We start from the raw sequence: 26583 nt of genomic DNA, 5'->3' as shown, positions 1-26583 counted from the left end.
CTTCAGATGGTCGATCGTTGGGCGTCGCCAGGCCTGCGGGCGATGACATCTGGTCCGGTGGTAGCGCGACTGAGGTTGTGCTTGTGAATCGCTCCGGATCCAGGGGCGCGGGTAAACGGTTGTTTTTGGATCTCGATGAAGGCCGGCTGCGCGAAGCGAGGTAGGAACTCGTCGCAATAGTCGAAGAAGCTGTCGATATCGAAGTGCTCAGGCGCGGTGACTTCAAGCACGAGTTTGATCTCGTCCTCGCCACCCACTTCATCGAGGACGGATACGGCCGCGCAGTCGACCACGTGGGGTGCACCGCGGACGGCGGACTCCAATTCGTAGGCGGAGATGTTTTCTCCACGTCTGCGAAGGCTGTCGGTGATCCGTCCCTGGTAGTGCAGGTATCCGTCGTCGTCCATTCGGCCAAGGTCGCCGGTATGGAACCACAGCCCCCGCCACGCCTCGACGGTCGCCTCCGGACGTTCCCAATAACCTAGAGCAATCAGGTTCGGATAGGCCGGTCGATAGACGACCTCCCCAGTCTCACCCGAAGCGAGGGTTTCCCCATCAGTATTCTGAATCGCCACGTCGAAGCCCGTTACGGGACGCCCGGCGGTACCCTGGCGTCCAGTTCCGCGAGCCTCGAACGTCACGCACCCGGCCTCCGTCTGGCCGTACAGGGACCGAATCTCGATGCCCATCGCATCGAAGAACTCCCGCGCGCCCGGCGGTACCGGAGCGCACATGATGCGGCTGAGCCTCGTCTCGTCCGCCGACGGAACGGCCTGTGCCATCAGCAGAGCGACCATTGATCCGACCCCCGCAAACCACGTGGCACCGAACGAGGCAGTCTCCGCCCAGAAACGGCTCAGGCTGAAGCGATCATTGAAGGAGAATGTCGAGCGGGACTGCAGGCACGCCGAGATCAGGATGTGCGCATCCACGTGAAAGAAGGGCACAGGGAAGTAACCCACATCGCCGGGCCGAAGTTCCATCGCGGCAACCATCGCCGCACCTTGGTTGGAGAAGTAGGCTTGGGGAAGCATCACCCCCTTGGAGGGCCCCGTGGTGCCGGACGTGTACAAGATGGTCGCCAGCTGGTGCGACGCAGTGGCGGCGTACAACTGATCCAATTGGGCCTTCGACCGCTCCGCCGCCCCGCCCACCACCGATCGCATATCGAGCATGGGGACCACCGCCGCCACTGCGTGCGGAACCAAGGCTGCCAGTTCCTGCTCGATGACGATCAAATCCGGTCGGCTGTCGCTGAGTACATACTCGAGCATGGGCCCGCGGAGCTCCGAGTTCACCGACACCTCGACAGCCCCGATCCAATGGATTCCGAACTGCCACGCCATCCGCCACACCGAGTTCCCGCTGATAATGGCGACCCGCTGCCCCGCCGTGATTCCGCGGTCGAGGAGGTGGGCCGCGCATCGGCGAGCGCCGTCGGCCAGATCGGCCACCGTCCATTCAATGGTTGCGCTGCGCAAGATCACCAGGTCGGGAGAATCTGAAGCCGCTTCGAGCAAGTCCTGGACCGGTCCGCGGCCGTTATAGGTCAAGCCGTCGAGGAGCTCGAGCTTCATGAGTGGATCAGCCTCCATGTCGTCATCAGTCGCGGAGTCACGACCGGTCATACCGACGCACCCGCAGGCGGTATTCGCGAGCAACCAGGTTTCGACACGGGAAGCAGCTGCAGACGTCGGTTCTATTTCAGATGTTCGATATCATTTCACTGCCGTCCCCGCTTTGCAAGGGTTCACACCCAGCCATTGACCTGAACGCCCCAGCCGGGGGCCGCACCGGGCCGGAAGCCGAGAACGAGCCTTCCCCGAGGACCAGCCTCCGCAAGACCTCCGATCCGGACCAGTGGCCAGGAAAGTACGCAGGGCCGAGCCCGCGGGTCTGCTATTGGGGCCCGCTCGGCGGATCACTCGACCCGCACAGCCGCATCGAATTGCCATGCAGCTTCGCCTTACAACCCGACTTGGCGACCAGAGGAGCTTTTCATCGGATCGGCGGCGCCTGAGCGACTGCCCATCGCAGCGACCAAGCACTTGCGTGATCCACCATCCACCGACCGACTCCCGCCCATCGCGACAACCTCACCGCGCGAGGTCGGCACTTGGAGCGTCAGACTCACCGAAACGCCAGAGCGCCGCGGCCGCCGGAGGGCAGATGGCAGGCGACTTCTGATATCAGCCGTATGAGATAGTATGGAACTCCGAACCGAGCTTCGGCCACGACGGATACAAGATCCCGAATTAACGCCCCACCAAGGAGATGCTCAGAGCATCCGGTGCCCGATGAGGATTTAGATGCCGAAGTATGTCGACCACGACCGCCGCCGCGACGAGATCACGGATGCCACGCTGGCAATCATTGCCAGGGATGGCATTCGAGCCATCAAGACGAGGACAGTAGCGGAAGAATCCGGATGGTCCACCGGGTCCCTCGCACACTATTTCGGATCCTCGAGGGAACTCCTGCTCGGATCGATGCGGCGCGCTACCGAAGTTCAAGGACGCATCCTGCGCACCTACCGCGATAAGAGCGGGTTGACTCCGCTGGAGGCGCTCTACGGCATTGTCGAGAGCCTACTCCCCTTCGACGACCGCCGCTTGGCCCTAAATCGAATCTTCCTGGCCTTCTGCGGCGAGGCCACGGCCGATGACAAGCTCAACGAAGAGATCAGTGAGTACTTCGACAACATCCGGCGGTTCGTTCGCCGTGCGATCGTCGCGGCACAGGATCAGGGATATGTCCGCGGCGACATCGACGCCGACAACGCGACGCTGCACCTGTGCGCGCTCATCGACGGCTTCACCCTCCATGCACTGTTCGACCCACAGATCATGAAGGATCTGCAGGCCAGAGCGGGCCTTGCACAGGAGATGGTCACCACGGCCCTGCTACCTCCGACAGCTGCACCCACTGACATGCACGCGAAGCCGTGAGCTGACGGCTCCGCTCGACAAGGTCACATCCTGTTCCGGGCGCAGGGCAGAGCGACGACCATCTCATGAAAACCCGACCCTGCTTGAGTCGTTGGGCGCAGTGGATTCAGATTCCGCCCGTGCGCCGTTCACATTGCCGTAATCACCCGTCGCCGAGAGCCACTCACGCGATATTTCGAGCGACCTCTCCATGATTCAACCCCAGGGATAGTGCAGCGCCGACGTCGCCGGCCAGGCAACGCGACGCGACGCCCGAACGGCGCGTACGAGCGAACAATCCTCGAAGACCCTTGCGTTATCGCCGCCCAAGGGGAAGTATATCGGACAGTTGAACGAAATAGAGGTGCGTTGACGGCTACCGTCGCGGGAATCGCGTGCCACTCTTCGCTGCCCGCTGGAGCACATCCGGAAACGTCGCAGCATCGTCTTTCGACCGACAACCAAAGGAGATCAGGAAAGTGACCCCACCACAGTCCTCGAGTAGCCCGAATGTGGCCTGGATCCTCGGACAGCCCGGGTTCCCCGCAGCGGCGAGGGACAGTCATGTGGCGCTGCTCTGGGAGGGACATGAGCTCAGCTATGGAGATCTCCGCTCACGCGCCCAACAACTCGCCACCGGGTTACGTGAACTCGGACTGTCCGAGGGCGACAGGGTTGCTTCGATGCTCTACAACCGGGGCGAGGTCTTCGAACTGTACTTTGCTTGCGCCTACGCCGGCCTGACATTCGTTCCCATCAACTTTCGGATGGCGCCGAGCGAACTCGCTGCAATCCTCACGGATTGCCAGGCCAAAGTGCTGTTCACGTCCAAAGAGATAGAAGGAACCTGTGCGGCTGCAATGCATTCGATGCCGGCATCGCCCCGAACGGTGGTACTCGAGGACGAGGACCCAGGCCGCGAGTACGGGAACCTCCTCGGCACGCCGATCGAGCAGAGTCGGCACACTGCGGTGCAGTTGATCCTCTACACATCGGGGACCACTGGCTCCCCGAAGGGTGTTCCCTTCACTCATTCTGGCGTGCTGTGGAACGCGTTCGAAGAGTCTGCGCTCTGCCGCATAGACGACCGCACACGGATGCTGATCACCGCACCTCTCTACAACACGGCGGGAATCAATGAATTCAGCATTCCCACATTGTTTTCGGGAGGAACCGTCGCAATCATGCCCAGCCGCGGGTGGTCCGCCGATCGAATGAGCGATCACATTCACAAATGGCAGATCGATCACTGCCTGATCTTTCCATCGATGATGGCACCGATGCTCGAGGCTGACGATCGCGCAAAATTGCCGATCGGCCGCCTGCGTCACGTCCTCACCGGAGGGGAAAACTGCCCACCCCGACTGCTAGCCGACTTTCAAAAACGTTGGCCTGCAGTCAACGTCATTGTTGGTTACGGATCGACAGAATGCGGGCTCGTGTCGGCCATCGAGGGCGAGGAGATCGGTCGACGGCCGGGATCTGTTGGTCGCGTCGTGCCCGGGCACAGGGTCGAGATTCGCGGCGCTGACGGCAAACCCGTGACAATGGGCGAGATTGGTGAAGTATGGGTTGCCTCGCCCGCAGCGATCAACGGCTATTGGGAAGCACCGGAACTCAGCGCAGACGTGATTCGCGACGGCTGGGTGCGGAGCGGCGACCTGGCCCGGGTCGATCTCGAGGGGTTTCTGTACATCGAGGGCAGAACAAAGGACCTGGTGATCTCCAAGGGGCAGAACATCTACCCCGCCGAGGTGGAGAACGCGTTGATGCGGATTGACGACATTATCGATGCTGCGGTCATCGGGCTGCCCGACGAGGAGTACGGCGAAGCGGTGTGCGCGGTCGTCGTGCTCGACCGGACCTCACGACTGACCGAACAAGACATCCTCGATCAACTGCGCGGGGAGATCGCCTCCTACAAGAGACCACGGCGGGTGCTGTTCCGCGACCAGCTGCCACGGAACGCGACCCAGAAGGTGCTCAAAACCGAGCTGCGCCGAGATTGTATTGCCCAACTACCGCTTGCGAAAGAAGGGCTCGAGAGCCGATGACCACTGGACGCGACACACAGTCGGAGTGGCAACCGCTACTCGACGAGCTGGAGCAACGACGGGCCGCAGCGTATGACGCCGGCGGCGAGGCTCGGACGCGCCGCGAGCACGACCTGGGCCGCTTCACGGCGAGGGAACGCATCGACATGCTCTGCGATCCTGGAAGCTTTCTCGAGTTCGGGACGTTCACGACAACTCCAACTCCGGATCGAATTCTACCGTCGAGCATGATCTGCGGTCTCGCGGAGATCGATGGTCGGCCGGTTGCGGTCGGCGCGGAAGACTACACGGTCGAAGCGGGCGCGGTCGGAATCCACCTCCGCAAGATAAAGGGCTCATTCGGAGGCTTCATCGAGGAGCTCGCCTACGGTTACCGCATTCCCCTCGTCCTCCTATTGCAAGGCGTCGGCGGCAACGTGTACCTGCAGGAGTTGAAGGGCTACGCGGAACTGGTGTCATCATTAGGAACGGCACCAATGTTCGACCTCCTCGACAGAGTCCCCGTCGTGACAGCGGTTCTGGGTCCAGCAGCGGGAAGCTCAGCAGCACGGGCCGGGATCTCGCACTTCTCGATCATGTCCGAACCGCACGGTTGCTGTTTCGCGGCGGGACCACCCCTGGTGAAGACCGCTCTGGGTCTCGAGGTGGATAAGTTCCAGTTGGGCGGCGTCGACGTCCACACGAGAAGATCGGGACTCATCAACAACCCCGCCATCGACGAGCCCGACGCGTTCGCCCAGATTCGACGGTTCCTTTCCTTCCTCCCGTCCGAGGCGACGAGCCTGCCGCCTACGGTCGAATCGTGGACGACAGCGGACCCGAATGACCTCTTCTCGGTTGTCTCCCCTAATGGACGGCGAGCCTACGACGTCCACGCCCTGATATCCGGCGTGTTCGATACCGATTCGTTCTTTGAGATGACCCCGAACTTCGGGCCGTCACTCCGCACCGGGTTGGCTCGCCTCGAGGGGATGCCTGTCGGCGTGCTGGCGACGGACAACCGTCATCTCGCAGGGTCGATGAACGCTCCCGCGGCCCGGAAGCAGGCCGACTTCGTGCGTATGTGTGACCGTTTCGGGTTACCGCTGGTCTATCTGGTGGACGCTCCGGGATTTCTGGTCGGCCCGGAGGCTGAAGCAGAGGGCGTGCTCACTTTCGGCGCTGACGCTCTCCGGGCGATTCATGAAGTCACGGTGCCGGTCTATACGGTCCAGGTGCGGCGGTCGTTCGGCTTGGGGGGTCAGGCGACGGGAAACCCAGGCCCCACAAGTCTTCGCTTGTCGTGGCCTAGCGGTATCTGGGGTGACATGCCTGTGCAGGGCGGGATCGAGGCCGCATTCAAAGCAGAACTCGAGAACTCGGCCGACAAGGCAGCGTTGCGAGCCGAACTGGAAGAACGGTTCCGGAAACAAACGTCGACCTGGACCACGGTCGAGCGTTTCGGTGTCGACGAAATGATCGATCCCCGTGACACCAGAAAGTACCTCGGACGGCTACTGAGATTGGCACGCCATAGCAGGGCCGCAGAACTCAGGGATACGCGACACTAGCGGCGCCGAGTCTCACCACCCCGCACCGGCCACCGGGTGAGTCGATCAGATGCCCTATGGCTGCTCCGACAGGCAGGACGATCCCGAACACAACGACTGCAGTCGGCGCTGCGACGAACCGATCGGCGTAGGCGTTCCGCAGCGCGACCTCGCTGCTGCACCAGTCCGGGGTGGTGTCGTCGTCAGTCGCGCTGGTGGGCGAGTGCGCGCTCGTGCAACCGGAACCGGCGGCACAGCCCGACCGCCATCGCGATGGCGGCGCAGGTCCAGATGAAGGTGGCGTCGATCATCGCAACTCCTCGAGGATTCTTTCTCGAATGGGCGCAGCGGGATTGCCGTAGGATGCGGTGCTTCACACCGCGCCGAGAGCATGCCGAAGGGTTCTCCACCCCCGACTCGAAAAGCGCGAAACGTCTCGTCACCTGCGAGAACTGCCGCTATCGGCTGGCGCCACGGATCGAGACGGTTCCAGTCGCCGAAGATCTGCGGCCGCCGGCCCGCCGCGGCCCGAATCAGCACCGAGTAGGCCCGGCTGGTCGCGAAGCATCGATTCGGAGAAGCCGAGCGCGCGGCGGCGGCGCATCACCTGTTTTGGGCAGGATCGAGTCCTGGTACTTGCCGGTGCTGGCGAGGTAGATCGCGAATCCCCACACTGGCGGATCCGCTGTACGCAGTCGCATCGGAATCACCGTCCCGTCGGTCAGCACGCCGTCGACGTAGGCGAAGTTGCTGCGGAATCGGGTGTTGATCGTGGCCAGTTGCGGCCACCTGGTCCGGGCCCGATCCAGCTTCCAGCGCAGCGAGCTCTTTCGTCGATTCCGGTGGCGTCGGCATGTGTGTGTGATGATGCCCGATCGTCATGACCTTCGTGGCGGCCGGCGTATCGTTGCCTCGAGGATTGCTGTGGCCGGTGTGGTGTATGTGCGGTGAGTGATCCAAGTTGTTCTCCGGTGAGCTGCCTCTGTCGCGGTGGAGCACCCCGGAGTTGTCCCGGCAGTTGTGGATCAACGGCATCAGCGCCTCGGTCACGACGGTCCGACGCTGGCTCGCACAGGACGTCCTCAAACCCTGGCGGTACCAGTCGTGGATCTTTGTCCGGGATCCGTAGTTCGAGACCAAGACAGCCGTCGTCCTCGATCTCTATGCCGGCAAGTACGACGGAGTTGGGGGTCCCTCCCGCTTGCGGGGGCGAAACCCTCCATCCAAGCCCGCCGGCGCTGTCATCCCCCGCAGCCGGCCGGCACGGGCCGACCGATGCGCGGGCGTTCCCCCCTGAGTGAGGACATCGTGAACACTGGATCGTGAAGGTCCAGAGGAAGAGATGTCACTGATGGTCATGAAGGCGTACTCGGCGGAGTTCAAGGCCGATGCCGTCGCGTTGTACCTGTCCGATCCGAGCCACACGTTCGAGGGCATCGGCAACGACCTGGGAGTCAGCCGCGAAACCCTGCGCAACTGGGTGCGGGCCGAACGCAAACGCACCGGTACCTCCACGGCCGAGCTCCGGTCCGGCGGGGCGGAGCGGGCGGCATCGCCGGGCGCGGTATCGTCCGAGTCCGTGTTGGAGGAAGAGAACAGGCAGCTCAAGGCCCAAATCCGGAAGCTCGAAACCGAGCGGGAGATCCTGCGGAGGGCAGCAAAGTATTTCGCGGGCGAGACGTCTTGGTGAGCAGCCACTTCCAATTCGTTGACGACCACTGCGACACCTTCCCGGTGAAGTGGCTGTGCCAAATCCTCGAGGTCTCCCGCTCGGGTTTCTACCGGTGGCGGGCCTCCGCGCCAGCGAGGGCCGCCCGCGCCCACTCCGATCAGGAGCTGGCCGAGCGGATCCGCGCCATCCATGCCGATTCCGACGGCACCTACGGTGCCCCGCGGGTGACCGCTGAACTGCGCGATGCCGGGATCGAGGTCAATCACAAGCGGGTCGAGCGGGTGATGCGTGAGAACGGGATCGTCGGGGTGCATCTGCGCAAACCGGTGCGCACCACGGTCCCCGCCCCGGATGCGGCCGCGGTGCCGGACCTGATTCGGCGGGATTTCACCGCGAGTGCCCCGAACACCAAGTACGTCGGCGATATCACCTATTTGCCGGTCGGTGACGGTGAGTTCTTGTATCTGGCGACGGTGTTGGACCTGGGCTCGCGACGGTTGGCGGGGTGGTCGATCGCCGATCACATGCGTACCGAGTTGGTCACCGATGCGTTGCGGGCGGCGGCGGCCTGTCGCGGCGCCGCCGGTCTCGAGGGGTCAATTTTCCACTCCGATTATGCCGAGGTTCTCGTTAAGTCGAGAAATTCCGGGTTGGGCCAGGTCAGCAGCCTGTATCTGTCGGATTCCTCGGCTTAACGTTCAGGTTCATTACAGGCTGCAGAGGGTTTGCAGGGTGCCCTCGGCGAGGTGGTGTTTGGCGGGGCACTGGGTGTTGAGGTGCGGCGTTGACGGCAGCGCGAATCACGTCGATGGTGGCGAATATTAGACGGTGTTGGTGATCACCACTTTTCGCGCCGAGAAGACGCAACTCGACAACACGAACGCACCGATCCTGGTCATCGCCGCCTCCTACCCGTAGGGGCATGGACACGACACAAACGTAAGCCAGACAACCAATCGTTAAGCCGAAGAATACTTAGAACACCTAAGCAGCACAAACGAACTCACAGTTCCTCGGCTTAACGAACACCTCGGCATAATCGGAGTTAAACCGAATTCCGCTTAACTCGGACAACGGCGCTCAGTATGCGTCGGCCGAGTTCGCCGACCTGTGTCGTGAGTTGGGGGTGACGACATCGCGGGGTGCGGTCGGGACGTCGGCAGACAACGCCGCCGCCGAGTCGCTGAATGCGACGCTGAAGCGGGAGACGCTGCAGGGGCGGAAGCGCTGGAACAGTGCGGGTGAGGCGCGCGCCGCAGTCTTCCGCTGGATCACTCGCTACAACACGCGAAGGAGGCATTCGAGCCTGGGCCAAATCTGCCCGGTCGAGTTCGAACGGCGATCGGCTATGCTGGCCACCGCCGCATAAGAATTTGGTGTCCACATCTCGGGGGGAACGCCCCTCTCGAGTTCGCCACAATCCTCAAAGGACGTGTCACAGCATCCCAGCTATTGTCCGGGTACACCTTCGACCTCACCACCGCTTCAATTGCTCCCGACGGTGAAAGGACACTGAGCGGCATCAAGCTTGAGCTCAATCCAAATCACATCTCCGACTCGGCTATCGAGCGCTTGGATGCATTTAACGAGGAAACTCACGCACCGTACAAGGTGAAGTTGCCCGAACACGAACGGTACCAGCGCGTGGTAGGAGGAGACGGGCATCTGTTCCCTTTCCCCGCCCGGTTCGCAGTCACGCCTCGCGAACGCGTAGCGCAGAACGGCGGGTAAGAGACGGCTTGGCGTGCAGGCGTTCGTCGACGACTCCCAAATAGGGCGAGTGCGCGCCCTCCGCGCCGTGACCGTCGCCCCCGGCGACCTCATTCCTCCACGCAACCGATCCACTTGCGTTCGATGTTGTTCGGATCAGAGGTTCAGATGACCGGCGAGACGACTGATCGGATGCGGTTCGATAGTCAGATTCGCCGGCGCAGCCGGGCCGGTGACACACACGCCGGCGCTTGCCCGTACATGAGCGGCCCCGTCCAACCGGACAGTGGCGGTATCCGTCGCGGCGATGATGCTCTCACCGAATGCCTGGACGTGACACTGGCAGTGCGCGAAGACAATAGCGCTGTCCTCGGCGCGGATCCTGGAATGGTCGGTCCCCACGGTCTGACTTTTTCCGCGGGCATCGACGGTACTGGTATCGAAGGCCTCGACGTGGGCGTACTCGTAGGCGGTCACTCGCGCCTCGTTCGACACCTGAAGAAAGCAGCGACCGGCGACCGCGACGGCGCCGCCGCTGATGCCGCCGCACGATTGCCCGATCAGCTTGACCGCGACTCCGCGCGGGATGCATCCGAGGTCGAACCAGAGGTCAGGATGGGCATCGATCACGATTAACTTCGCCCCCGACGCCAGGCGCCGGCCCTGGGGAGTCCGAACGACAAGCACGGTTCGTCTTTTCCTCGTCCGGCGGGGACGCGTGTGTGCTGAGCCTGCGTGAGTTTCTTCGCTGGGGCACTCATGCACCAATTTTTGCCCTTGCTGCCGGCACCGGCGTGGAGCGAGCTCCGGCGCGTCCATCACAATCTGCCATCACTACCGGTCCCACATTGCGCCGCGCACGACACCAGGTCCGTCCCTCGCCCGCGGCATCAGAGATTTTCAGGCGGCAATCCAAAGTCCACAGCGCGGACGACACCGCCGTGAGGTACGGCGCACAATCGAAGACGGGAGGAGAAGCGAAGTCCTGATGGGGGGGTGAGCAATGCGTCCGAGCCAGTCGGCACCGGTGCCCACAACGATCCGGTGGTGGCGTCTGCGGCCGTGGAGCCGCAACCACCTCATGCACCGCAGCGACCGCGTTGAGGCCACTCTGGTGCTACTCACCGCGATGCTGATACTGCTGCTGATCCCCTTCGCTGCCGCATTCGGCACCTCGACCCACACCCGGCTGCAACACCAAACCCAGGCACTGCGCACCAGCGTGCACCAGGTATCGGCCGTACTGCTCGAGGACACCTATCCCGCACCCGATACCACCGAGTACTCGTACTCGCCGCGCACCGTCGGCACCGAGAACACCGCCCGAGCCCGCTGGTCGACACCCCACGGGGACCGCACCGCCGCAGTGCCCACCGATAACCCTGCGAAGGCCGGTCAGACGGTCACCATCAGCGTCGACGCGGACGGCAACCTCACCGGCCCCATCCCCAGCACCCGGGACAACACCATGGTCGCGGTGACCGCCGCATTCGGGATTTGGGCACTCGCCGCCGGTGCCGTCCTGCTCCCCACCGCACTCGCCCACACACTGTTCAACCGAAACCGACTGCGGCGCTGGGCACACGACTGGAAACAACTCGACAAGCCACCGAGATAGTCTCGAGTACGTGGTCTGCACCCCCTGTCGCCTGCCATGAGCATGGGACCGGTCTGACTTGATTTCTGCCACCCTCATGGGACCACTCGGATTGCCAGTCATGGGACCACCCGGCGCGTCGCGCCGAAGTCCCGCCGGATCGCTCGTTTGATCGTCGTGTCGGTTTCCCCGGTCACGAAGGCGGACGGGCATGGCTTTTCGGGAGGTCAACGTGAACGAAGTCAAGGAAGTGCTCCGGGTCTGGCTCGGGGTGCCCGGGTCGCGGCCACCGGGGCTGCGCACGATCGCGGCGCACTGCGGGGTGGACCGCAAGACCGCCCGGCGGTATGTCGAGGCCGCCCAGGCCGCGGGGCTGCAGCGCACCGACGGGGTCGAGGCGCTCGACGACGGGCTGATCGGTGCGGTGATCGAGGCGGTGCGCCCGGCCCGACCGAGCGGGCACGGGTCCGCCTGGGATCGGCTGTTGGGGTTCGAGGACCAGATCACCGCGTGGGTGGCCGGCGACGGGAACCATCCGCCGCTGACGATCACCAAGATCGACACGCTGCTGGCCCGTCAGGGCTGTGTGGTGCCGTATCGGACGTTGCACCGATTCGCCACCGAGCGGTGCGGTTTCGGCCGCAGGGACACCACCGTCCGGGTCGTGGGACAGCCTAGATGGCACCATCGTCGACGAAAACCAAAGTGCCGTCATCCGTCGCGACGTCCCACCGGCGCCCACTCATGACCGGCACTCACGCCCGCCTCGGCGGCGTAGTCGTCCACCACCACACCGGACACCCACGCCGAACGCGCGCCGCCCGACCGGACCCGGACCCGCGCCCCCGGCACGATCGGGCCACGGTTCTCCTTCGGCGTTTCGGGCATGGAAACGATTGTGGCATCCCACCCCCTGGAGCGTCGGCCGAGCAAACCCCGCCGGATGGTGAGTGGTGGCGACGAAGCCCAAGCCCCGCGAAGACGGCAGTGTGTACCGCACTCCACTCCCTGTTGTCACCGCGCCACCGTGCCCGGCGCACCACGGAATCCACCCTCCTCCGCCCACGAACCCAGATGACCGCAGCCGTCACCTCCGGTAGTGCGGGCTTTCAGGCAGCACGCGCGGCACTCTTCCGCACACTCCTGGCCGCACTTCCCGCGCATCCCGCATTACCCGTACAATGAGGTCAAGGAGGTTCGCCATGCCCGGGACACGTCGACACACACCGCACACCACCCCATATGTGCGGGCACCACGCCACCTCGCCGGTCGCCGCCACCGCGCCGGTGGCTGGAAGGTGACCGTCGCCGAGGACGGCGGCGCCCTCGCGTGGTCGCGGGTCACCGAACTCACCATCACCACCCCGACACCGCGGTCACCAGCCCGGATCGTCCAGACCAAGGTCGAGGCACTCGAGATCGCCGCGCAGATCCTGCGGGAAGAGCAGTCCGCCCCGAACACCCCCACCGATTCCTTGCCGGTGCCCGGCCGTCACCTCGCGAGCGTTCCCGACGACGAATGGGGACCGGCACCGACCCCGGCGCGGACCGCGACGCTGGGGGAGGAGAACCTGCAGTTGCAGGTCGATCAGCGGCGCGAGCAACTCGCCGCCTCGTTCACCCGCACCCAGATCGCGGACATCCTCGGCGTCTCCAGGCAGACGGTGTCCGACATGGCCGCCGACGGGCGGCTCATCGGACTCAAGGACGGGCGGGAGTGGCGGTTCCCGACCTGGCAGTTCACCCCCGACCGGGCCGACCCGGTCCTGCCCGACCTCGACCGCCTCACCCGCGCATTCCCCGGCGGTGAAGTCAGCCTCTCGCGGTGGATGACCCGCCCCAACACCACATTCGCCAGCCGCACCCCCGCCCAGGAAATGGCCCGCGACAGCGACCACGTCATCACCGTCGCGACCGGCCTGACCGCCGCCGGATGGTAAAGCCCCTCCCCGCCCCGGTCCGGCCCCTGCCCTCGGCGGATCACCGCTGGACCTGGACACCCACCGACCCCACCACTACGCCCTGGTTCCGGATCTACCACCACGACAAGTTCACCCCGAACGGGATCACCTTCCGTCGTTTCGGGCCGCTGGGCCGCTTCGACCACCACACCCCCACCCCACCAGCAATGGACCCCGACGGTCGGGCGGTGCTGTACCTGGCCGTCGACCTCGCCACCAGCGCCTGCGAGGTATTCGGTGAGGCCGGAGTCGCCGCCCTGTGCCCGCACTGGCGGGTCACCCAGGTCCGCCCGGTCCGCGACATCGTCACCTACGACCTCACCACACCCGGCACGGCCATGGCGATCGGGGCGCTCCCCGCCCTCGCCGCCGGCCACGAACATCGCGCCCTCACCCAACAATGGGCGAGGGCGATCTACGAAGACCAACCGGCCGCAACGAAAGTCGACGGCATCCGCTACCGCACCGCCTACAACGACGACCACGCCCTCGCGCTGTGGGACTGCGAGAACGCGGTCACCGTCGCCCACGACCGTGCCGGGCAACCGTTGGACCTCGCCCTGACGCACCCCCGCATCCACCCGCGGCTCCTCGCCGCCCTGATCCCCCGCCACATCGCCGTCACCCACATCGACGAATCCCACTGTCCCAACTGCCAACGCGCAGCCGCGCCCCAATAACGGGCGACGACGCCACCAGGAGCACCGCCACGATGGCGAACGCAGGTCTACGGGTTCGGCGAGTTCCGTGACCGCCGCGATTGCGGCGCGAGATCGAGGTCGTCGCAGATTGCCCGCCGCGGCGGGAGGTCGTGCCCCTAGCCTCGGGATTTCGTGTTCCGCGGGGTGAGGGCGGCGTGTAACGCACGGAAGTGCCTGCCCGGTAGTGGATTCTTGGCTTGTCGAAGGTCAAGGTCCGCCACTCAGAGAGGCACTCCGCAGGTGAAGACTAACCTCTATCCGAGTCTGATCCTCGACCGCGGCCGCGAGTCGCTGATCTCGTCGTCGGGAGCGCTGCTGCTGCGCGAGTCCGTCCGGGTCGCGGGGTTGGACCGAGCCTGTCCGCAGCGTTGGAACCGTGGCGGCCACCGCGATCGATCCACGATCCGGGCAAGTACTGATCGATCTGGCGACCGCAGTTGCACTCGGTGGTGACTGCGCCGCTGACCTGGCGCTGGTGCGGGCCCAGCCCGAACTGTTCGGGCCCGTCGCCTCCGACGCGACAGTGTCACGGCTGGTCACCGCCCTCGCCGGCGACGTCGACACCGTTCGGCCCACGATCCGGACTTCCAGGCCCCGGCACGGGAAGCGGTGTGGGCACGCCGCCGGCCACTGGCCGGCATCGCCGGCAGTCGGGACGGTGGCCAGGTGATCGTCGACCTGGACTCGACATTGGCGACCGCGCACTCGGACAAGGAACTGGCGCAACCCACTCACAAGCGGACGCTCGGGTTCTCGCCGATGTGCGTGTTCGTCGACCACGGTGAACGCGGCACCGGGGAACCGCTGATCCTTCACCTGCGGCCCGGCAAAGTCTCACCGTGGAGCACCGACGATCACATCGCCGCACTCGACCGTGCACTGCACCAACTGCCCGCGGCAGAGCGGGCTCCGGTGCTTGTGCGCACCGACTCCGGTGGATGTTCGAAGGCGTTCCTGCATCACATCACCGACGCCGGGCTCGAGCACTCGATCGGGTTCCCCGCCCACAAAACCGTGAAAGGCGGCGATCGAGGCGATTCCCGTGCAGGCGTGGCGCTCGGCGGTGGACAGGGACGGCGAAGCCCGCGACGGCGCCCAGGTCGCCGAGCCGACCGTATGGATGCCGACCCCGACCAAGGGCCACCCGTCCCGGCCCGAAGGACTGGCCCGCCGGGATGCGGCTCATCGTCCGTCGTGAACGGCCACATCCCGGTGCGCAACTACGGTTGACCGATTCCGACGGCTGGCGGAACACGTGCTTCGCCACCAACACCCGCGGACCCGGGTGGACCCTGGCGACACTCGAGATCCGACACCGGCAACGCGCCCGGGCCGAAGACCGCATCCGTGGGCTCAAGGACACCGGCATGAGGAACCTGCCCTTCCACGGATTTGCGCAGAACCAGATCTGGCTCGAAATCGTCTCCCTTGCAGCCGAACTACTCGCATGGACCCAAACCCTGTTCTGGGACGAACACGAACCTGTCCGCCGTTGGGAACCCAAACGCCTGCGCCTGCGGATCCTCGCCGTCGCAGGACAAACCACCCATACGGCCGGAAGCGACTACTCCGACTCCCCCGAGGCTGGCACTACAACCGCCTCATCGATACCGCGTGGACCACGCTCCGCATCGCCTGACCACACCTCACCGACCCAACGACCATCCACGGAGAACCGGCGACCGCAGCGCCGGCGACCTCGCACGCCCATGCCCGAAGAACCTCACTTCCGGCCATCTATCCGCAGGCCAGTCCGCGAGACGTAGGGTCGGGGGCTGGCGCGGTGGCAACATCCAGATTTAGATCACGAAGCCACAGTAGCCGAAGGGTTTCCCACCCGGCTGTTCTTCTTCGTCACCATATCCAGGGTGCTCCGTTTCCAGTCCCCGCCCGTCGAACCGTGCGTGCGGTTCTCCCGCACACGGCTCACCGAGGTCGTTCACCGCCAACATTCGGTTTCCTCCGCCAAGCACGAAAAGGCCTGGGGGCATAAACAGTTCCCTCAAGGCTGATCAGGCCGAGCTGGTCGTCGGATTGGAAGTGCACCACCGACCGACCATACGCACGACTTCGCTTGTGCCGCTTTGCAATCACACCAGACAGCCGCATCAACGCGTAGTCCCTGATCTTCGCGAACCTCACAGACGAGTTCCCATAACGGAAATACCCCGTCCGCCCACGCAGGAACCGATTCACCGTTCCCACGATCGTGCTCACGCTCAGCAATAGCCGAGACCGAACCGTCAACTCACGGATCACATCCCGAGCATGTGCCATCGCCTTGTCCGATGGCCACCGAGCGAGGAACCCGATCCCCTTTGCGCCACTACGGCCCTGACTGCGCACCCAGCGATGGTGAAACCCCAGAAAATCAAGGCCCTCACCGCCTTCGGTGAGATGCACAATCCTGGTCTTGCTCGCCTTCGGCGTCAAACCCAACTCCGCTAACAGGATCCGAAGATGCTCAAGCGCATCCTCGGCCTGCCGCCGAGTCCGGCACATCACCACCACGTCGTCGGCGTAGCGAACCAATACCCCGTGCTCGCGGACATCCCACACCCGATCAACCTGGTGCAGATAGACATTCGCCAACATCGGAGACAGGACCCCACCTTGTGGCGTTCCGGTCACCGCCTTGCGGACCACTCCGTCGCTCATCACTCCCGCACGCAACATTGCGCGCAGCAGCCTCAGCACGGACTGATCGCAGACTCGTTCCTCGATCGCCTTCATCAACCGATCATGCGGAATCGCCTCGAAACAATTGGCGATATCCGTCTCCACCACCCACCGTCGCCCCCGCCACGCTTCATCGACGAGGACCTGCAATCCGTCGTGCGCCGACCTCTTGGGACGGAACCCGAACGAGCAGTCGTGCATGTCCGCCTCGAAGATCGGCTCGAGCACGATCTTGGTCGCGGCCTGCACAATACGGTCACGAACTGCAGGAATAGATAGAGGGCGCTGTTCTCCGGTTCCGGGCTTCGGGATCAACACCCGACGCGCCGGCAACGGACGATATCGGCCCTCGCGCAGTTCGGCGGCCAGCTCATCGAGTAGTCGGGTCACCCCGTACTCCTTGACCTGATCCACAGTGATGCGGTCGATACCAGCTGCACCCTGATTGCGGTGCACCTGAAACCATGCACGCATGAGGACATCGCTGCGCACGATTTTGTCCCCCAGCGTGTGAAACCGTCTACCGGAATCTGCCTTGGCTGTCCGGTAGAGCGTGTGCTGAAAGGCACGCACCGAATCCAGCGGAACTGATCCGCTCGCGGCGGGACTAGCCACTTTCATGACACTCACCGGGCACCTCCTTCACATCAGCACGCATCGACACACGTAGCGGCCCTTCCCTCACCTCAGGTTGTGTTGTCCTGCAGGCTCAATCGGTACTATGGCCGCCTCCGACTCCCTTCCAGCAGACAACTCATTTCCCAGGATCACTGGTTATAGAGCGTCATCGCTTCCGATCACCATGTCCACGATGTCACCACCATGAACATCTCGCAGATGATCGGGCTGGGGAGGGCCTCTCCAGTTCCCGTCGTCACTGTCGATACGTTCCACGTCCCATACGCCGGAGAGTTCTTCAGCACCTGCACATCCAGGTCTTCGGTGCCTTCCATAGGCCTTCACCGTGATTTCGGCGGCTCGGCTCTCTCTTCACCTCGACCCTCACGGGCAGAGACCTCTAACGACGCCGCAGACTTCGCTTTATGCTGCGGACCGCATCTTCGCTCCCCCTTGCAGGGCTTCTGACGCTGGGCTTCGACCACATCCGTTTCCAGATGAAGCCGCCAGCCTGCTACCGGGCCACCTGGCAGCTACCCGGACCGGACTTTCACCGGCAAGCGACGACGAGCTTACGAACAAACCGATCTATAAAGACCTCCTGTTCAACTGGACGCACGAAAGATCGCGGCTAGGTGCAGATCTCGATGACATCGAGGGGTTCGACGGGGTTGCTCTATGTGTTGGGCCGCATCGAATACGAGACCCCGAGAAATTCCTTGGCGGCGATGTCGAGAATCCGGCACCGGCTCCGTCCCTGCACCGAACGCGACCACAATGGGCCGCCGCCGCCACCGAGGACAGACACCATGGCCAAGTACCTGCTGCTCAAGCACTACCGCGGCGCCCCGGCACCGATCAACGACGTGCCGATGGACCAGTGGAGCCCGGAGGAGATCTCCACCCACGTCCAGTACATGCAGGACTTCGCCGACCGACTCGAACGCACCGGCGCGGCGTCGTGCTGGCCGGTCGGCTTCGGATTGAGTGTTGCGCGTCGTCGGCGGTGTTCGGATTCCCGACGCGCGTGTGGCGTCGGTTTCCACAGCCCGTGGCCGACTCATCGTGTCGGACACGAGCACGGCTGGGCACTCATATCGAGTGCCCAGCCGGTACTGCAACAGATCGAATTGTGGCCTACAGTCGCCGAGGTCGCCACCGGCTGGCGAGTCGGGTTGGCATGTCGCTGTATAGCTCAACCCCGGCTCACCTGCTGCAGCAGCGTGCCAACTGTGCGGGTTTACTGCACATCTATGAGAGCTGCGATAAACCGCCAACAAGCCGGGAATTGACATGCTAGCAGTCCGCGTTCCGGGTTCTCCCTGTACGATCGATTCGGCCGACACGCTAGACTACTGCGTTATGCAGGCAGGAAGTATAAGTCCCGTCGCAGCGGGGGCTCAACGTCTCGGCGCGCAGGTCTACGAGTTGTTGAAGCAGCGACTTCTCGACGGCCAATGGGCCGCGGGCGAGTCCATACCGGTGGAAGCACTCAAACGCGAGTTCGGCGTCTCCAAACAGCCGATCATGGAAGCGTTGCGCCGGCTGGCCAGTGACGATCTAGTCGAGATCATTCCTCAAGTGGGTAGCCGGGTCCCGGTGTTCACGCCCCGTGAGATCTCCGACTTCTTCCTGCTGTTCGCCAGCTTGGAAGCCGAGGCGGCCGCGATCGCCACCACCCGCGGCACCGCGGCGCAGATTCAGGCGCTCGAGGAGATCAATGCCAGGATCGGCGCCGCCCTCGTACTCGACGCCGACGCGCGCGCATTGGCGTACCGGGAGTACAACCGCGAATTCCATCAGGCGATTCTGGAGATGTCCAGCTCGGCGGTGGTGCAGCGCACGAGTCGCCGCATGTGGGATATGTCCGACCTGCTGATCACCACCACCTTCGACGGTGTCCGCGCGCTCGCCGACGAGGTGTGCGACCGACACGCCGATCACAACGACCTCATCGAGGGATTCCGGCGGCGCGACGATGCGGCCGTGCGCACTATCATGCGCCACCATCTGCTGCGCAACGTTCCAATGCTCGCCGGACTACCCGGAGACGAGGGTCGCTAAATACCCCGGGGGCATCACCCCGCGACCGCACGCCGTTCCGGCGTGCAATCCCAGCCAGAAAAACTGGCATGCTAGCACTCTTGACGGTAAGCGCCTCGTGTCGTACGGTCGAGTCCTATCGAACCGCTCCGAATCGAGAATTCATCTCACTGGACGCGGTGAACCGGAAGGAACGAACGTGGAACATGCTTACGGGAACGCCGAATTGACCGAGCGATACCGGCGGGCGGGCTTCGGCGGCAGGGTGGGTTGGGGCAAACGACCCGCGCTACTCGTGATCGATATGGCCAACGCGTGGACTCGGCCGGACAAAACCTTCGGCAGCGACCTCTCGGGCGTCACCGATTCCATCGTCGAGCTACTCGCGGTTTTCCGACGAAAGGAACTGCCCCGGTATTTCACAACCATGGCCTATGACCCCGACATGCGCGAACTCGGAGAGGTATTCGCGAAGAAGATCCCCGGCACGCGAACCATGGTCCGCGGCACTGCGGATGTCGAACTCATCCCGGAACTCGGCCGGCAGCCCGATGAGACACTCATCGAGAAGCCGCGCGCCTCTGCCTTCGTGGGCACGAACCTGACGTCCCAGCTAATCTCCGATGGCGTAGACACCGTTGTCGTCACCGGCTGCTCGACCAGCGGGTGCATCCGGGCGACTTGCGAGAGCGCGATCGACCTCAACTTCCGGGTCATCGTGCCACTGGAGGCGGTGGGCGATCGGAGCAGCTACGCGCACGCGGCCAATCTGCTCGATATCGACAACCGCAGCGGAGATGTCACTCCGCTGAGCGACGTCCTGAAGCATCTCGGATAGGCGGATCCGGTCATGCCTACGAAATTTGATGAGGGACTTTCGGTTATGGGTGGGCAATCGTCGGATTCGGGGCCGCCGCTGGCGCCGTATACGCAAGTGGGCGAGATGATCTTCGTTTCGGGTCAGGTGCCGATCGATCCCGCAACCGGCGAGACCCGAGCCGGGAACATCGCCGTACAGACCGAGCAAGTCCTGGCGAATCTGCGTGGAGTTGTCGAATCGGCCGGCGCGACGGTCGACGATATTGTCAAAACAACTGTGTTCATGACCGATATCTCCCAGCTCGCCGAGATGAACGCCGCCTATCGGCTGTTCTTCTCCAATACCGCGCTCCCCAGCCGCTCTGCCGTACAGGTGGCGGCGTTGGCGCGAGGCGACTGGCAGATCGAGATCGAAGCCGTCGCCATCGGGGCGAAGTGAACGCCCTGGCGCGGCGGCCCGCGACGCTGGACAGTCGCGACCAGCGTCCTGCGCCGTCGAGCGGTCTACCGGGCTCCTTCCGCCAGCAGTTTCCGGCGATAGTCGCCACACTTGGGGTCTGCGAGCCGGTGGACGTCCATGTCGTGCCGCCCGAACCATTCCAGATCGTGGATACCGCTGACAGCACTTACTACAACGCAGACGATGCCGAAGTGCCGGATCAGTCCGGAACACATCCAGCAAGGCTTCGCGGTGGGGACCATGGTGGTCCCGGAGTGGTCGGTCCTGATAGGCGCGACCCGGAAAGCCGCCGTTTCCGCGTGAGCGGAGAACTCAACGGTTTGCCCGATCGATTCCAGTCACTACCGAGAATATTTGCGCCGGGGTCTACGAAAACCGCTCTGACAGGATGGGCGCCTGCGTCCGCACCGACCAGAGCCTCGGCCGCACCCCGGGCCAACCGGGCGGCCACGTCGCGGCTCAACGCGGTACGACTCGAATCGACAGTCATCGCGGTTCCTGTCCGTCGTGTTCGTGTGCGAGGTCGCTCGGATCGAGCATCATTTCGACATGTTCGCGATGCCGGCGCATGGCCTCGGCCGCCGAGTCACCATCGCCGCGTACGACACAGCCGAGGATCGCGGTGTACCCGTCGTGTGCCCGGCCTATTTCCGCTGGGCTGCGCAGCGCGAGCATCCGTCCGCGCGACACGGCGAGGATCGTCGCCATCATGAGCACGAGCGCCGAATTCCCGCCGATCAGCGGCCGAGATCGACGACAGACCTCCGCGGCCTGGGTCGACGGCGAGTTCAGCGAACCGGTTGCGGCGCCGGATAGCAGTGCCGCCCCGATGGAGTCGATACGCAGACGGGATTCCTTGAAGAAGAGGATTCCTTGGCATGGCGGAATCAGGCTCCGTTCGCCACCGCGATCCGCGGCACGGTCGCCCTCGTCGCACCGACACGGGACGGCAAGGGGCGCTCCCATGGTGTTCACGCGCTTCGCATTCGTTCCCGGAAACATCAACCAGCAGAACCCCTTCGGCCGCCCTTTGGGCCGAGAAGGTTCCTCTACCGGTGACAGGCACTCCGGGTATCGAAATCGTGGACGAGTTGGCGCCCCGACGGACGAGATCGTCAGCGACAAACCCGGCCGAGCGCGTTCTACGTCCCTCGTCTTGAGCCGTTTCTGTCGCCTGGGTATCCGGTCACTGGTCATCTGCGGTGTCACGACGAAGATCTGTGTCGAGTCGGGGGCACGCGGTGCCGGCCAGCGTGCCTACGACACCTAAGACGTCGAAGACGTCGTCGGAGAAGTCGGGCTCAGTAGCCACCGGCATGCCTTGCACCTTCGAACTGGCCTTCGGCTCGGTGGGCACCGTCGCCGATGTCCAGAACACCCTGGGCTGTCCGGTCGCCGGCATGCCGACCGGTTACCCGCTGAGGCGCGTTCAACCCGAATCCGACTCTCGGTTCACAACCGATTGTCCGGCAATCCTCGTATCCGGTTGAAGGCGGCCGGCCGGGGCCGCCCGGTAGAACGTTTTCCGCATGCACAGATGCTCCTCCTGGACGAACGGCGCGCAGTCGCGCCGAAATCCCGTTCCCGCCTCGGTCACTCGCTTGTCTGCGCCGCCGCTCTCCGACCGCCCCCCATAGAAAGGACCCTCACGATGATTACCGGAGATATCGCGCTGGTGAACGGTCGCGCAGTGACCGCTGAGTCCCAGTTCGACGCCACCATCGTCCTCACCGGCGGTCGCATATCCCATATCGTGCCGCCGGGTGGGGATTCACTCGAAGTCGGCCACATCGTGGACGCGACCGGCAAGCTGATTATGCCGGGCGGTGTCGACCCGCACTGCCACATCAAATGCGCATTTCGGCAATCACCGCACGAGCGACGTTCACGAGAGCGCCTCGACTGCCGCGCTCTTCGGTGGCACCACCACCGTGGTTGACTTCGCGATACCGGCACCTGGGCAAACCCCGACGGAAGCCGTCGATGAACGGATCGCCCTCGCCGCCGATTCCCGATGCAATGTCGCTCTGCACGGATGTGTGGTGGATTGGGACGCGGGCACGGCCGAGGAGTTGCGGGCCCTGTCCGCACGCGGGATCAATACCGTCAAACTCTTCACCACCTACCGCGGCAAGTTCATGGCTGGCCCGTCGACGGTGAAGAATGTGCTGGAAGTTCTCCGCTCGACCGGCGGGTTGGCCTATATCCATGCCGAATGCAACGACACCATCGAAAGGGTGATGAGCGAAGACGAGGAACGAGCGAATATCGAGCGTGCTGTCGCCTCGTTCGAGCAGACGTCCGGGCGGCGGCCGGACGGGTGGTACTGCCGCTATACGGCCAGTACCAATACTCGGCGACTGCTCGTCGAGAACGGCGGATACACCTACGACTCCGACGCCTACAACGACGACCTACCCTATTTCGTGGATGTTGCGGCAACCGAGCACCTGATTGCGCCGTACACCCTGACCTACAACGACGCGAAGATGATCGCACCCTTCGGGTCGGAGAACCCGAAGGTTTTCGCCGAGCACGTCATCTCGGCGGTGGAGGAACTGCGTCACGAAGGCCTCGCCGGCCACCCCAAGATGCTGTCGGTCGGACTCCACCCACGGCTCGCCGGACAAGCCGGCCGGGCCAGGGCGCTGCGGATGATTATTGAACATTGTCTGGAGGCGCCGGACGTCTGGATCGCCCGCCGCATCGATATCGCTCGTGCCTGGATCGATCGCTTCGGCGCGAGCACCGTGCCGGCGTCAACTCCCGAATCTGATACCGACCAAGCCACAGGCCGAAAACTACGAGGTGAAATTCATGAAGATTGAGATCACGCGGCTGCGATCCCTGATGCTGTCGGTCCTGGTCACGGCGCAGATTCCGCAGCACGAGGCCGAGGTCGGCGCCGAGATGATCCTCGACGCCGAACTGCGGGGCCATCGGTCACACGGTGTCCGGCTGATACGCAACGTCCTAGCCGAGTACGCGGCCGGCGCGGACCGCCGCAGCGAGATCACCCGGCTGACGGAGACGTCAGTATCGGCGCGGGTGGACGGTGGTTTCCATCTCTCCCTGTTCGTCCACCGCACCGCGATCGACCTGGCCATCGAGAAGGCCCGGCAGTCCGGCGTGGGTCTGGTGGGAGTGACCAATGCCGGAGTGAGCGGACAGGTTGGGTACCTCGTCGAACGAGCCGCGCGAGCGGGTTTCGTGGCGTTCTCCCTCAACACCTCACCGCTGACCGTGGTGGCGCCTGGGTCGCCGGTACCGTCGCTCGGCACAAACCCCCTCGCAATCGCCGTTCCCCTGCCGAATGCCGAACCGATCGTTCTCGATATGGCGACGTCCGCGATTCCGTTCAACCAGGTACGACGGCTGCGCGACGAACAGAAGCCGTTACCGGAAGGCGTTGCCGTGGACGGTACCGGCTCCCCTACTACAGATCCCGCCGCGGCACTCGACGCGGACTCGGGCCGCGGCCGTATCCTGCCGTTCGGGGGGCATCGGGGGTACGGGCTCGCGCTCATGCTCGAACTGCTGGTGGCAGGCGGGGTCATCGGCCGGACTGGAGAAGCAAAGCGGGGGCCCGAACTGCTCGAACCTGCCGACTTCGCCTCACTGTACTTCCTCTACCGGCCCGCTCTGGTCGGCGAGGCGGATGCCGGGGCCGCGGTTGAGGCGCTGCTCATGGAGTTACGTGACCAGGGTGCTCGCATTCCCGGTGAGGTCAGCGCGCAGCGTCGCAGTTTCGCAGTGGCAGAGGGCAACGTCGAGATCGATGGATCGGCCTGGGCGATGCTAAAAGACCTCGCCGGCGACCCGACCTGACCCGTGCCCTCCGCGGGCGTGAACGCTCCGGGCCCCGCACACCGAGGATCTCTCGGGTGCGGGGCTCATATCGGCATCACTGTTCCCCGGGACGGGTTCACCCGGGTAACAGCTTTCAGCTCTCGTGGATTGAGGTGAGATGGGTGAGTACGAGTTCGTTGAACTTCTGCGCCTGCTCCCATTGCGGCCAGTGCCCCGCATCGGCGATGAATTCGAAACGACCGCCGACGATCTTGTCCGCCATGACCATGCCCGCGGAGGCAGGACCGGAAGGGTCATCGGAGGTCCAGACGACCGTGGCGCCGTGCGGCACTGCCGCAAGTTCCTCGTCGGTGATCAGATTCCGGCGCCGCACCTCGGGGTCCTGCAGGCACAGGATGTTGCGCATCGAGTCGGCGAACCCAGGACGGGAGTAGATCGTCCGGCGCACCTCGATCAGTTCCTCGGTGACCGTGGCCGGATCGGCCATCAGCCATTCGAGGCGTGCGCGGATGCGTTCGTGGCTCGGATCGTCCGCCGCCGCCTGCGACAGCTCCCGGATTCGCTCCATCACTTCGGGCCTCGCCATCGTGCCCCCCGGTGTGTTTAGTACCAGCCGGCCCACCCGGTCGGGGTGCGCGGCGGCGAACTTCGCAGCGACCCAGCCACCGAGCGATTCACCGTTGAGATGCGCCGATCCGATTCCCAATTCGTCCATCAGGCGGACAAGCTGGTCGATATAGGCCGGTATCTCCAAGGCCTCGGTGGCGTGATTGGTGTAACCGTGCCCCGCGAAATCCAGTGCGACCACGCTGAACTGTTCGGCGAGCGGACCGATATTGTGCGCGTAGGCCTCGAGGTGCCCGCCGGTTCCGTGCAGAAGCAACAGGGCCGGGCCCGATCCGGCACGCAGTACCCGGGTACGCCACGGGCCTGCGTCCACGAATTCTAGCCGGTGCGGTACGGCAGCCAAGGCCACGGATATCGGGGTGGGGTTCATTGCGTACCCTCTTTCAGGAGTGTCGAAACGATGCCGTCGGCAGCGCGGTAGTGATCCCGAAGCCAGCGATCCATTCGGGAATCGGTTCGTAGAAGCGGGAAGTCTCGAGGTATTCCCCGGACGCAGCCAGCGCCGCATAGGCGGCGATCCAGGTTCGGGTCTCGTGCGCCGAGTGGCCGCCTTCCACGGTGAACCATTCGGTGGTCCAGGTGTCGATCGCCCGCAGGTCGCCAGCGCTCAGCGTGTTGAGGACCAGCCGATCCCATTCCGGGTTGAGTGGCTGCAGGTTGTTCTCGCCGAGCGCGAACTTTTCGCCAGCCAACAGGACCCGGCGTTCGCGCTCGGCCTTCTCCTCCGGCGTGAGCCGGCGCCCACCGCCCAATAGGCGGTGCATCACCTCCGGCGGTGCCGATTCGATACGCGGTGCGGGCGGATCATGCGATAAGCCACCCGAGGCGAGATAGAGAACCCGCCGATCCGAGTCGAGCAGGGCATTGCCAATGGCCGCCCCGAGCAGTTTCGCCCGCCGCGGCGGGCCCAGCGGTTCCGCCACCGAATTGATGAAGACCGGAACCACCGCGGTGGTGTCGATTCCGCCGAAGAACAGTTCCAGCGGCTGGGTGAAGCCGTGATCGACGTATAGTCGCATCGACAGTGCGATGTCGAGGTTGGCGGCAAGCACTGCCTCGGTGAGATGCCGCGCCATGGCCGTATCCACCGACAACGGCCCTGCCGCAGTGCCCCAGTCGCCGACCGAGATCGCCTCACTCCCAATGCAGTACGGCGGCATCATGTCGTAGAAGATGCCGTTGTAGTGATCGGGCGCGAACAGAACAACCAGGTCGGGGGCGAAATCCGTAATGAAATCCCGGACCAGGGCGAACTCTGCCTCGACTCGCGCCCGGATTCCGGGCCCTGGTTCGCGCACACTCATCAGCGGGGAGTGAGAAGTGCACACCAATGCCGTCGCTGCCATTTATCAGTCCTTTCAAACGAGTAGGTGCGT

The 26583-nt window shown here is 64.3% G+C and carries 22 protein-coding genes and 4 pseudogenes; 18 read left to right on the top strand and 8 right to left on the bottom strand.

Annotated features, from left to right (window positions below):
- Nucleotides 1-2: 2 nt before the first annotated feature.
- Entirely contained in the window at nt 3-1577 is a 1575-nt protein-coding gene (locus WKC72_RS41240) for an AMP-binding protein (RefSeq protein ID WP_370185068.1), read from the bottom strand.
- 732 nt (nt 1578-2309) lie between these two features.
- Here WKC72_RS41240 and WKC72_RS41235 point away from each other — a divergent pair.
- The 9 genes and pseudogenes from WKC72_RS41235 to WKC72_RS41195 form a co-directional block, all read left to right on the top strand.
- Nucleotides 2310-2948 carry a TetR/AcrR family transcriptional regulator gene (locus tag WKC72_RS41235; protein ID WP_370185066.1) on the top strand — a complete coding sequence of 213 codons (639 nt, stop codon included), beginning with the start codon at nt 2310-2312 and terminating at the stop codon, nt 2946-2948.
- Nucleotides 2949-3322: 374 nt separating this feature from the next.
- Nucleotides 3323-4981 (top strand): class I adenylate-forming enzyme family protein, encoded by a 1659-nt coding sequence (locus WKC72_RS41230; protein WP_370185065.1) that lies wholly within the window; start codon nt 3323-3325, stop codon nt 4979-4981.
- The gene (locus WKC72_RS41225) at nt 4978-6531 is read left to right on the top strand and encodes an acyl-CoA carboxylase subunit beta (protein ID WP_370185063.1); all 1554 of its coding nucleotides are present in this window, start codon (nt 4978-4980) and stop codon (nt 6529-6531) included. The genes WKC72_RS41230 and WKC72_RS41225 overlap by 4 nt, the downstream gene beginning before the upstream one ends.
- A gap of 940 nt (nt 6532-7471) precedes the next feature.
- Entirely contained in the window at nt 7472-7639 is a 168-nt protein-coding gene (locus WKC72_RS41220) for a hypothetical protein (protein WP_370185061.1), read from the top strand.
- Between the two features lie 222 nt (nt 7640-7861).
- A pseudogene (locus WKC72_RS41215) lies at nt 7862-8796 on the top strand (IS3 family transposase); the annotation flags it as partial.
- Nucleotides 8797-9308: 512 nt separating this feature from the next.
- Nucleotides 9309-9551, top strand: coding sequence for an integrase core domain-containing protein (locus tag WKC72_RS41210; protein WP_370185059.1), 243 nt, complete (start codon nt 9309-9311; stop codon nt 9549-9551).
- A gap of 509 nt (nt 9552-10060) precedes the next feature.
- On the top strand, nt 10061-10528 hold the full coding sequence (locus tag WKC72_RS41205) for a hypothetical protein (protein WP_370185057.1): 468 nt from the start codon (nt 10061-10063) through the stop codon (nt 10526-10528).
- A gap of 367 nt (nt 10529-10895) precedes the next feature.
- The gene (locus tag WKC72_RS41200; RefSeq protein WP_370185055.1) at nt 10896-11510 is read left to right on the top strand and encodes a hypothetical protein; all 615 of its coding nucleotides are present in this window, start codon (nt 10896-10898) and stop codon (nt 11508-11510) included.
- 190 nt (nt 11511-11700) lie between these two features.
- Nucleotides 11701-12165, top strand: a pseudogene (locus tag WKC72_RS41195) (IS21 family transposase); the annotation flags it as partial.
- A 35-nt stretch (nt 12166-12200) separates the two neighbouring features.
- Here WKC72_RS41195 and WKC72_RS41190 read toward each other — a convergent pair.
- Nucleotides 12201-12377 (bottom strand): hypothetical protein, encoded by a 177-nt coding sequence (locus WKC72_RS41190; RefSeq protein WP_370185053.1) that lies wholly within the window; start codon nt 12375-12377, stop codon nt 12201-12203.
- A gap of 314 nt (nt 12378-12691) precedes the next feature.
- Here WKC72_RS41190 and WKC72_RS41185 point away from each other — a divergent pair, with 314 nt between their 5' ends.
- The 3 genes and pseudogenes from WKC72_RS41185 (at nt 12692) to WKC72_RS41175 (ending at nt 15790) form a co-directional block, all read left to right on the top strand.
- Nucleotides 12692-13429, top strand: a complete 738-nt coding sequence (locus WKC72_RS41185) for a helix-turn-helix domain-containing protein (protein ID WP_370185051.1) — start codon at nt 12692-12694, stop codon at nt 13427-13429.
- Nucleotides 13423-14130, top strand: coding sequence for an RES family NAD+ phosphorylase (locus tag WKC72_RS41180; protein WP_370185050.1), 708 nt, complete (start codon nt 13423-13425; stop codon nt 14128-14130). The genes WKC72_RS41185 and WKC72_RS41180 overlap by 7 nt, the downstream gene beginning before the upstream one ends.
- A gap of 261 nt (nt 14131-14391) precedes the next feature.
- Nucleotides 14392-15790 (top strand): annotated as a pseudogene (locus WKC72_RS41175) (IS1380 family transposase).
- Nucleotides 15791-16077: 287 nt separating this feature from the next.
- Here WKC72_RS41175 and ltrA read toward each other — a convergent pair.
- The gene (gene ltrA / locus WKC72_RS41170; protein ID WP_370185554.1) at nt 16078-17451 is read right to left on the bottom strand and encodes a group II intron reverse transcriptase/maturase; all 1374 of its coding nucleotides are present in this window, start codon (nt 17449-17451) and stop codon (nt 16078-16080) included.
- Between the two features lie 725 nt (nt 17452-18176).
- On the opposite strand from ltrA, the pseudogene WKC72_RS41165 reads away from it, so the two are divergent.
- The 4 genes and pseudogenes from WKC72_RS41165 to WKC72_RS41150 all read left to right on the top strand — a co-directional run.
- Nucleotides 18177-18401 (top strand): annotated as a pseudogene (locus tag WKC72_RS41165) (hypothetical protein); the annotation flags it as partial.
- 340 nt (nt 18402-18741) lie between these two features.
- The gene (locus WKC72_RS41160) at nt 18742-19512 is read left to right on the top strand and encodes a GntR family transcriptional regulator (protein WP_370185048.1); all 771 of its coding nucleotides are present in this window, start codon (nt 18742-18744) and stop codon (nt 19510-19512) included.
- 205 nt (nt 19513-19717) lie between these two features.
- Nucleotides 19718-20329 (top strand): isochorismatase family protein, encoded by a 612-nt coding sequence (locus WKC72_RS41155; protein WP_370185047.1) that lies wholly within the window; start codon nt 19718-19720, stop codon nt 20327-20329.
- Nucleotides 20330-20341: 12 nt separating this feature from the next.
- Nucleotides 20342-20749 carry a Rid family detoxifying hydrolase gene (locus tag WKC72_RS41150; protein WP_370185046.1) on the top strand — a complete coding sequence of 136 codons (408 nt, stop codon included), beginning with the start codon at nt 20342-20344 and terminating at the stop codon, nt 20747-20749.
- A 65-nt stretch (nt 20750-20814) separates the two neighbouring features.
- Here WKC72_RS41150 and WKC72_RS41145 read toward each other — a convergent pair whose 3' ends face one another.
- From WKC72_RS41145 to WKC72_RS41135, 3 genes are all read right to left on the bottom strand, one after another.
- The gene (locus WKC72_RS41145; protein ID WP_370185551.1) at nt 20815-21099 is read right to left on the bottom strand and encodes a hypothetical protein; all 285 of its coding nucleotides are present in this window, start codon (nt 21097-21099) and stop codon (nt 20815-20817) included.
- Between the two features lie 157 nt (nt 21100-21256).
- The gene (locus tag WKC72_RS41140; protein ID WP_370185550.1) at nt 21257-21736 is read right to left on the bottom strand and encodes an FCD domain-containing protein; all 480 of its coding nucleotides are present in this window, start codon (nt 21734-21736) and stop codon (nt 21257-21259) included.
- Between the two features lie 220 nt (nt 21737-21956).
- The gene (locus tag WKC72_RS41135; RefSeq protein WP_370185044.1) at nt 21957-22088 is read right to left on the bottom strand and encodes a hypothetical protein; all 132 of its coding nucleotides are present in this window, start codon (nt 22086-22088) and stop codon (nt 21957-21959) included.
- Nucleotides 22089-22596: 508 nt separating this feature from the next.
- Between WKC72_RS41135 and WKC72_RS41130 the strand changes: the two genes are divergently transcribed.
- A complete protein-coding gene (locus WKC72_RS41130; protein ID WP_370185042.1) occupies nt 22597-23598 on the top strand; it encodes a hypothetical protein in 1002 nt (333 codons plus the stop codon).
- Nucleotides 23588-24598: an Ldh family oxidoreductase gene (locus WKC72_RS41125; RefSeq protein WP_370185040.1), complete on the top strand. Its 1011-nt coding sequence runs from the start codon at nt 23588-23590 to the stop codon at nt 24596-24598. The genes WKC72_RS41130 and WKC72_RS41125 overlap by 11 nt, the downstream gene beginning before the upstream one ends.
- A 115-nt stretch (nt 24599-24713) precedes the next feature.
- On the opposite strand, the gene WKC72_RS41120 is transcribed toward WKC72_RS41125, so the two are convergent.
- Both WKC72_RS41120 and WKC72_RS41115 read right to left on the bottom strand, forming a co-directional pair.
- On the bottom strand, nt 24714-25577 hold the full coding sequence (locus tag WKC72_RS41120) for an alpha/beta fold hydrolase (RefSeq protein WP_370185038.1): 864 nt from the start codon (nt 25575-25577) through the stop codon (nt 24714-24716).
- Nucleotides 25578-25590: 13 nt separating this feature from the next.
- Nucleotides 25591-26553, bottom strand: a complete 963-nt coding sequence (locus WKC72_RS41115) for a 3-carboxyethylcatechol 2,3-dioxygenase (protein WP_370185036.1) — start codon at nt 26551-26553, stop codon at nt 25591-25593.
- Nucleotides 26554-26583 lie beyond the last annotated feature (30 nt).

Origin of the sequence: Rhodococcus wratislaviensis (assembly GCF_041228765.1) — a bacterium.
GTDB lineage: Bacteria > Actinomycetota > Actinomycetes > Mycobacteriales > Mycobacteriaceae > Rhodococcus_F > Rhodococcus_F wratislaviensis.
This window is presented reverse-complemented; position numbering and strand designations above follow the sequence as displayed.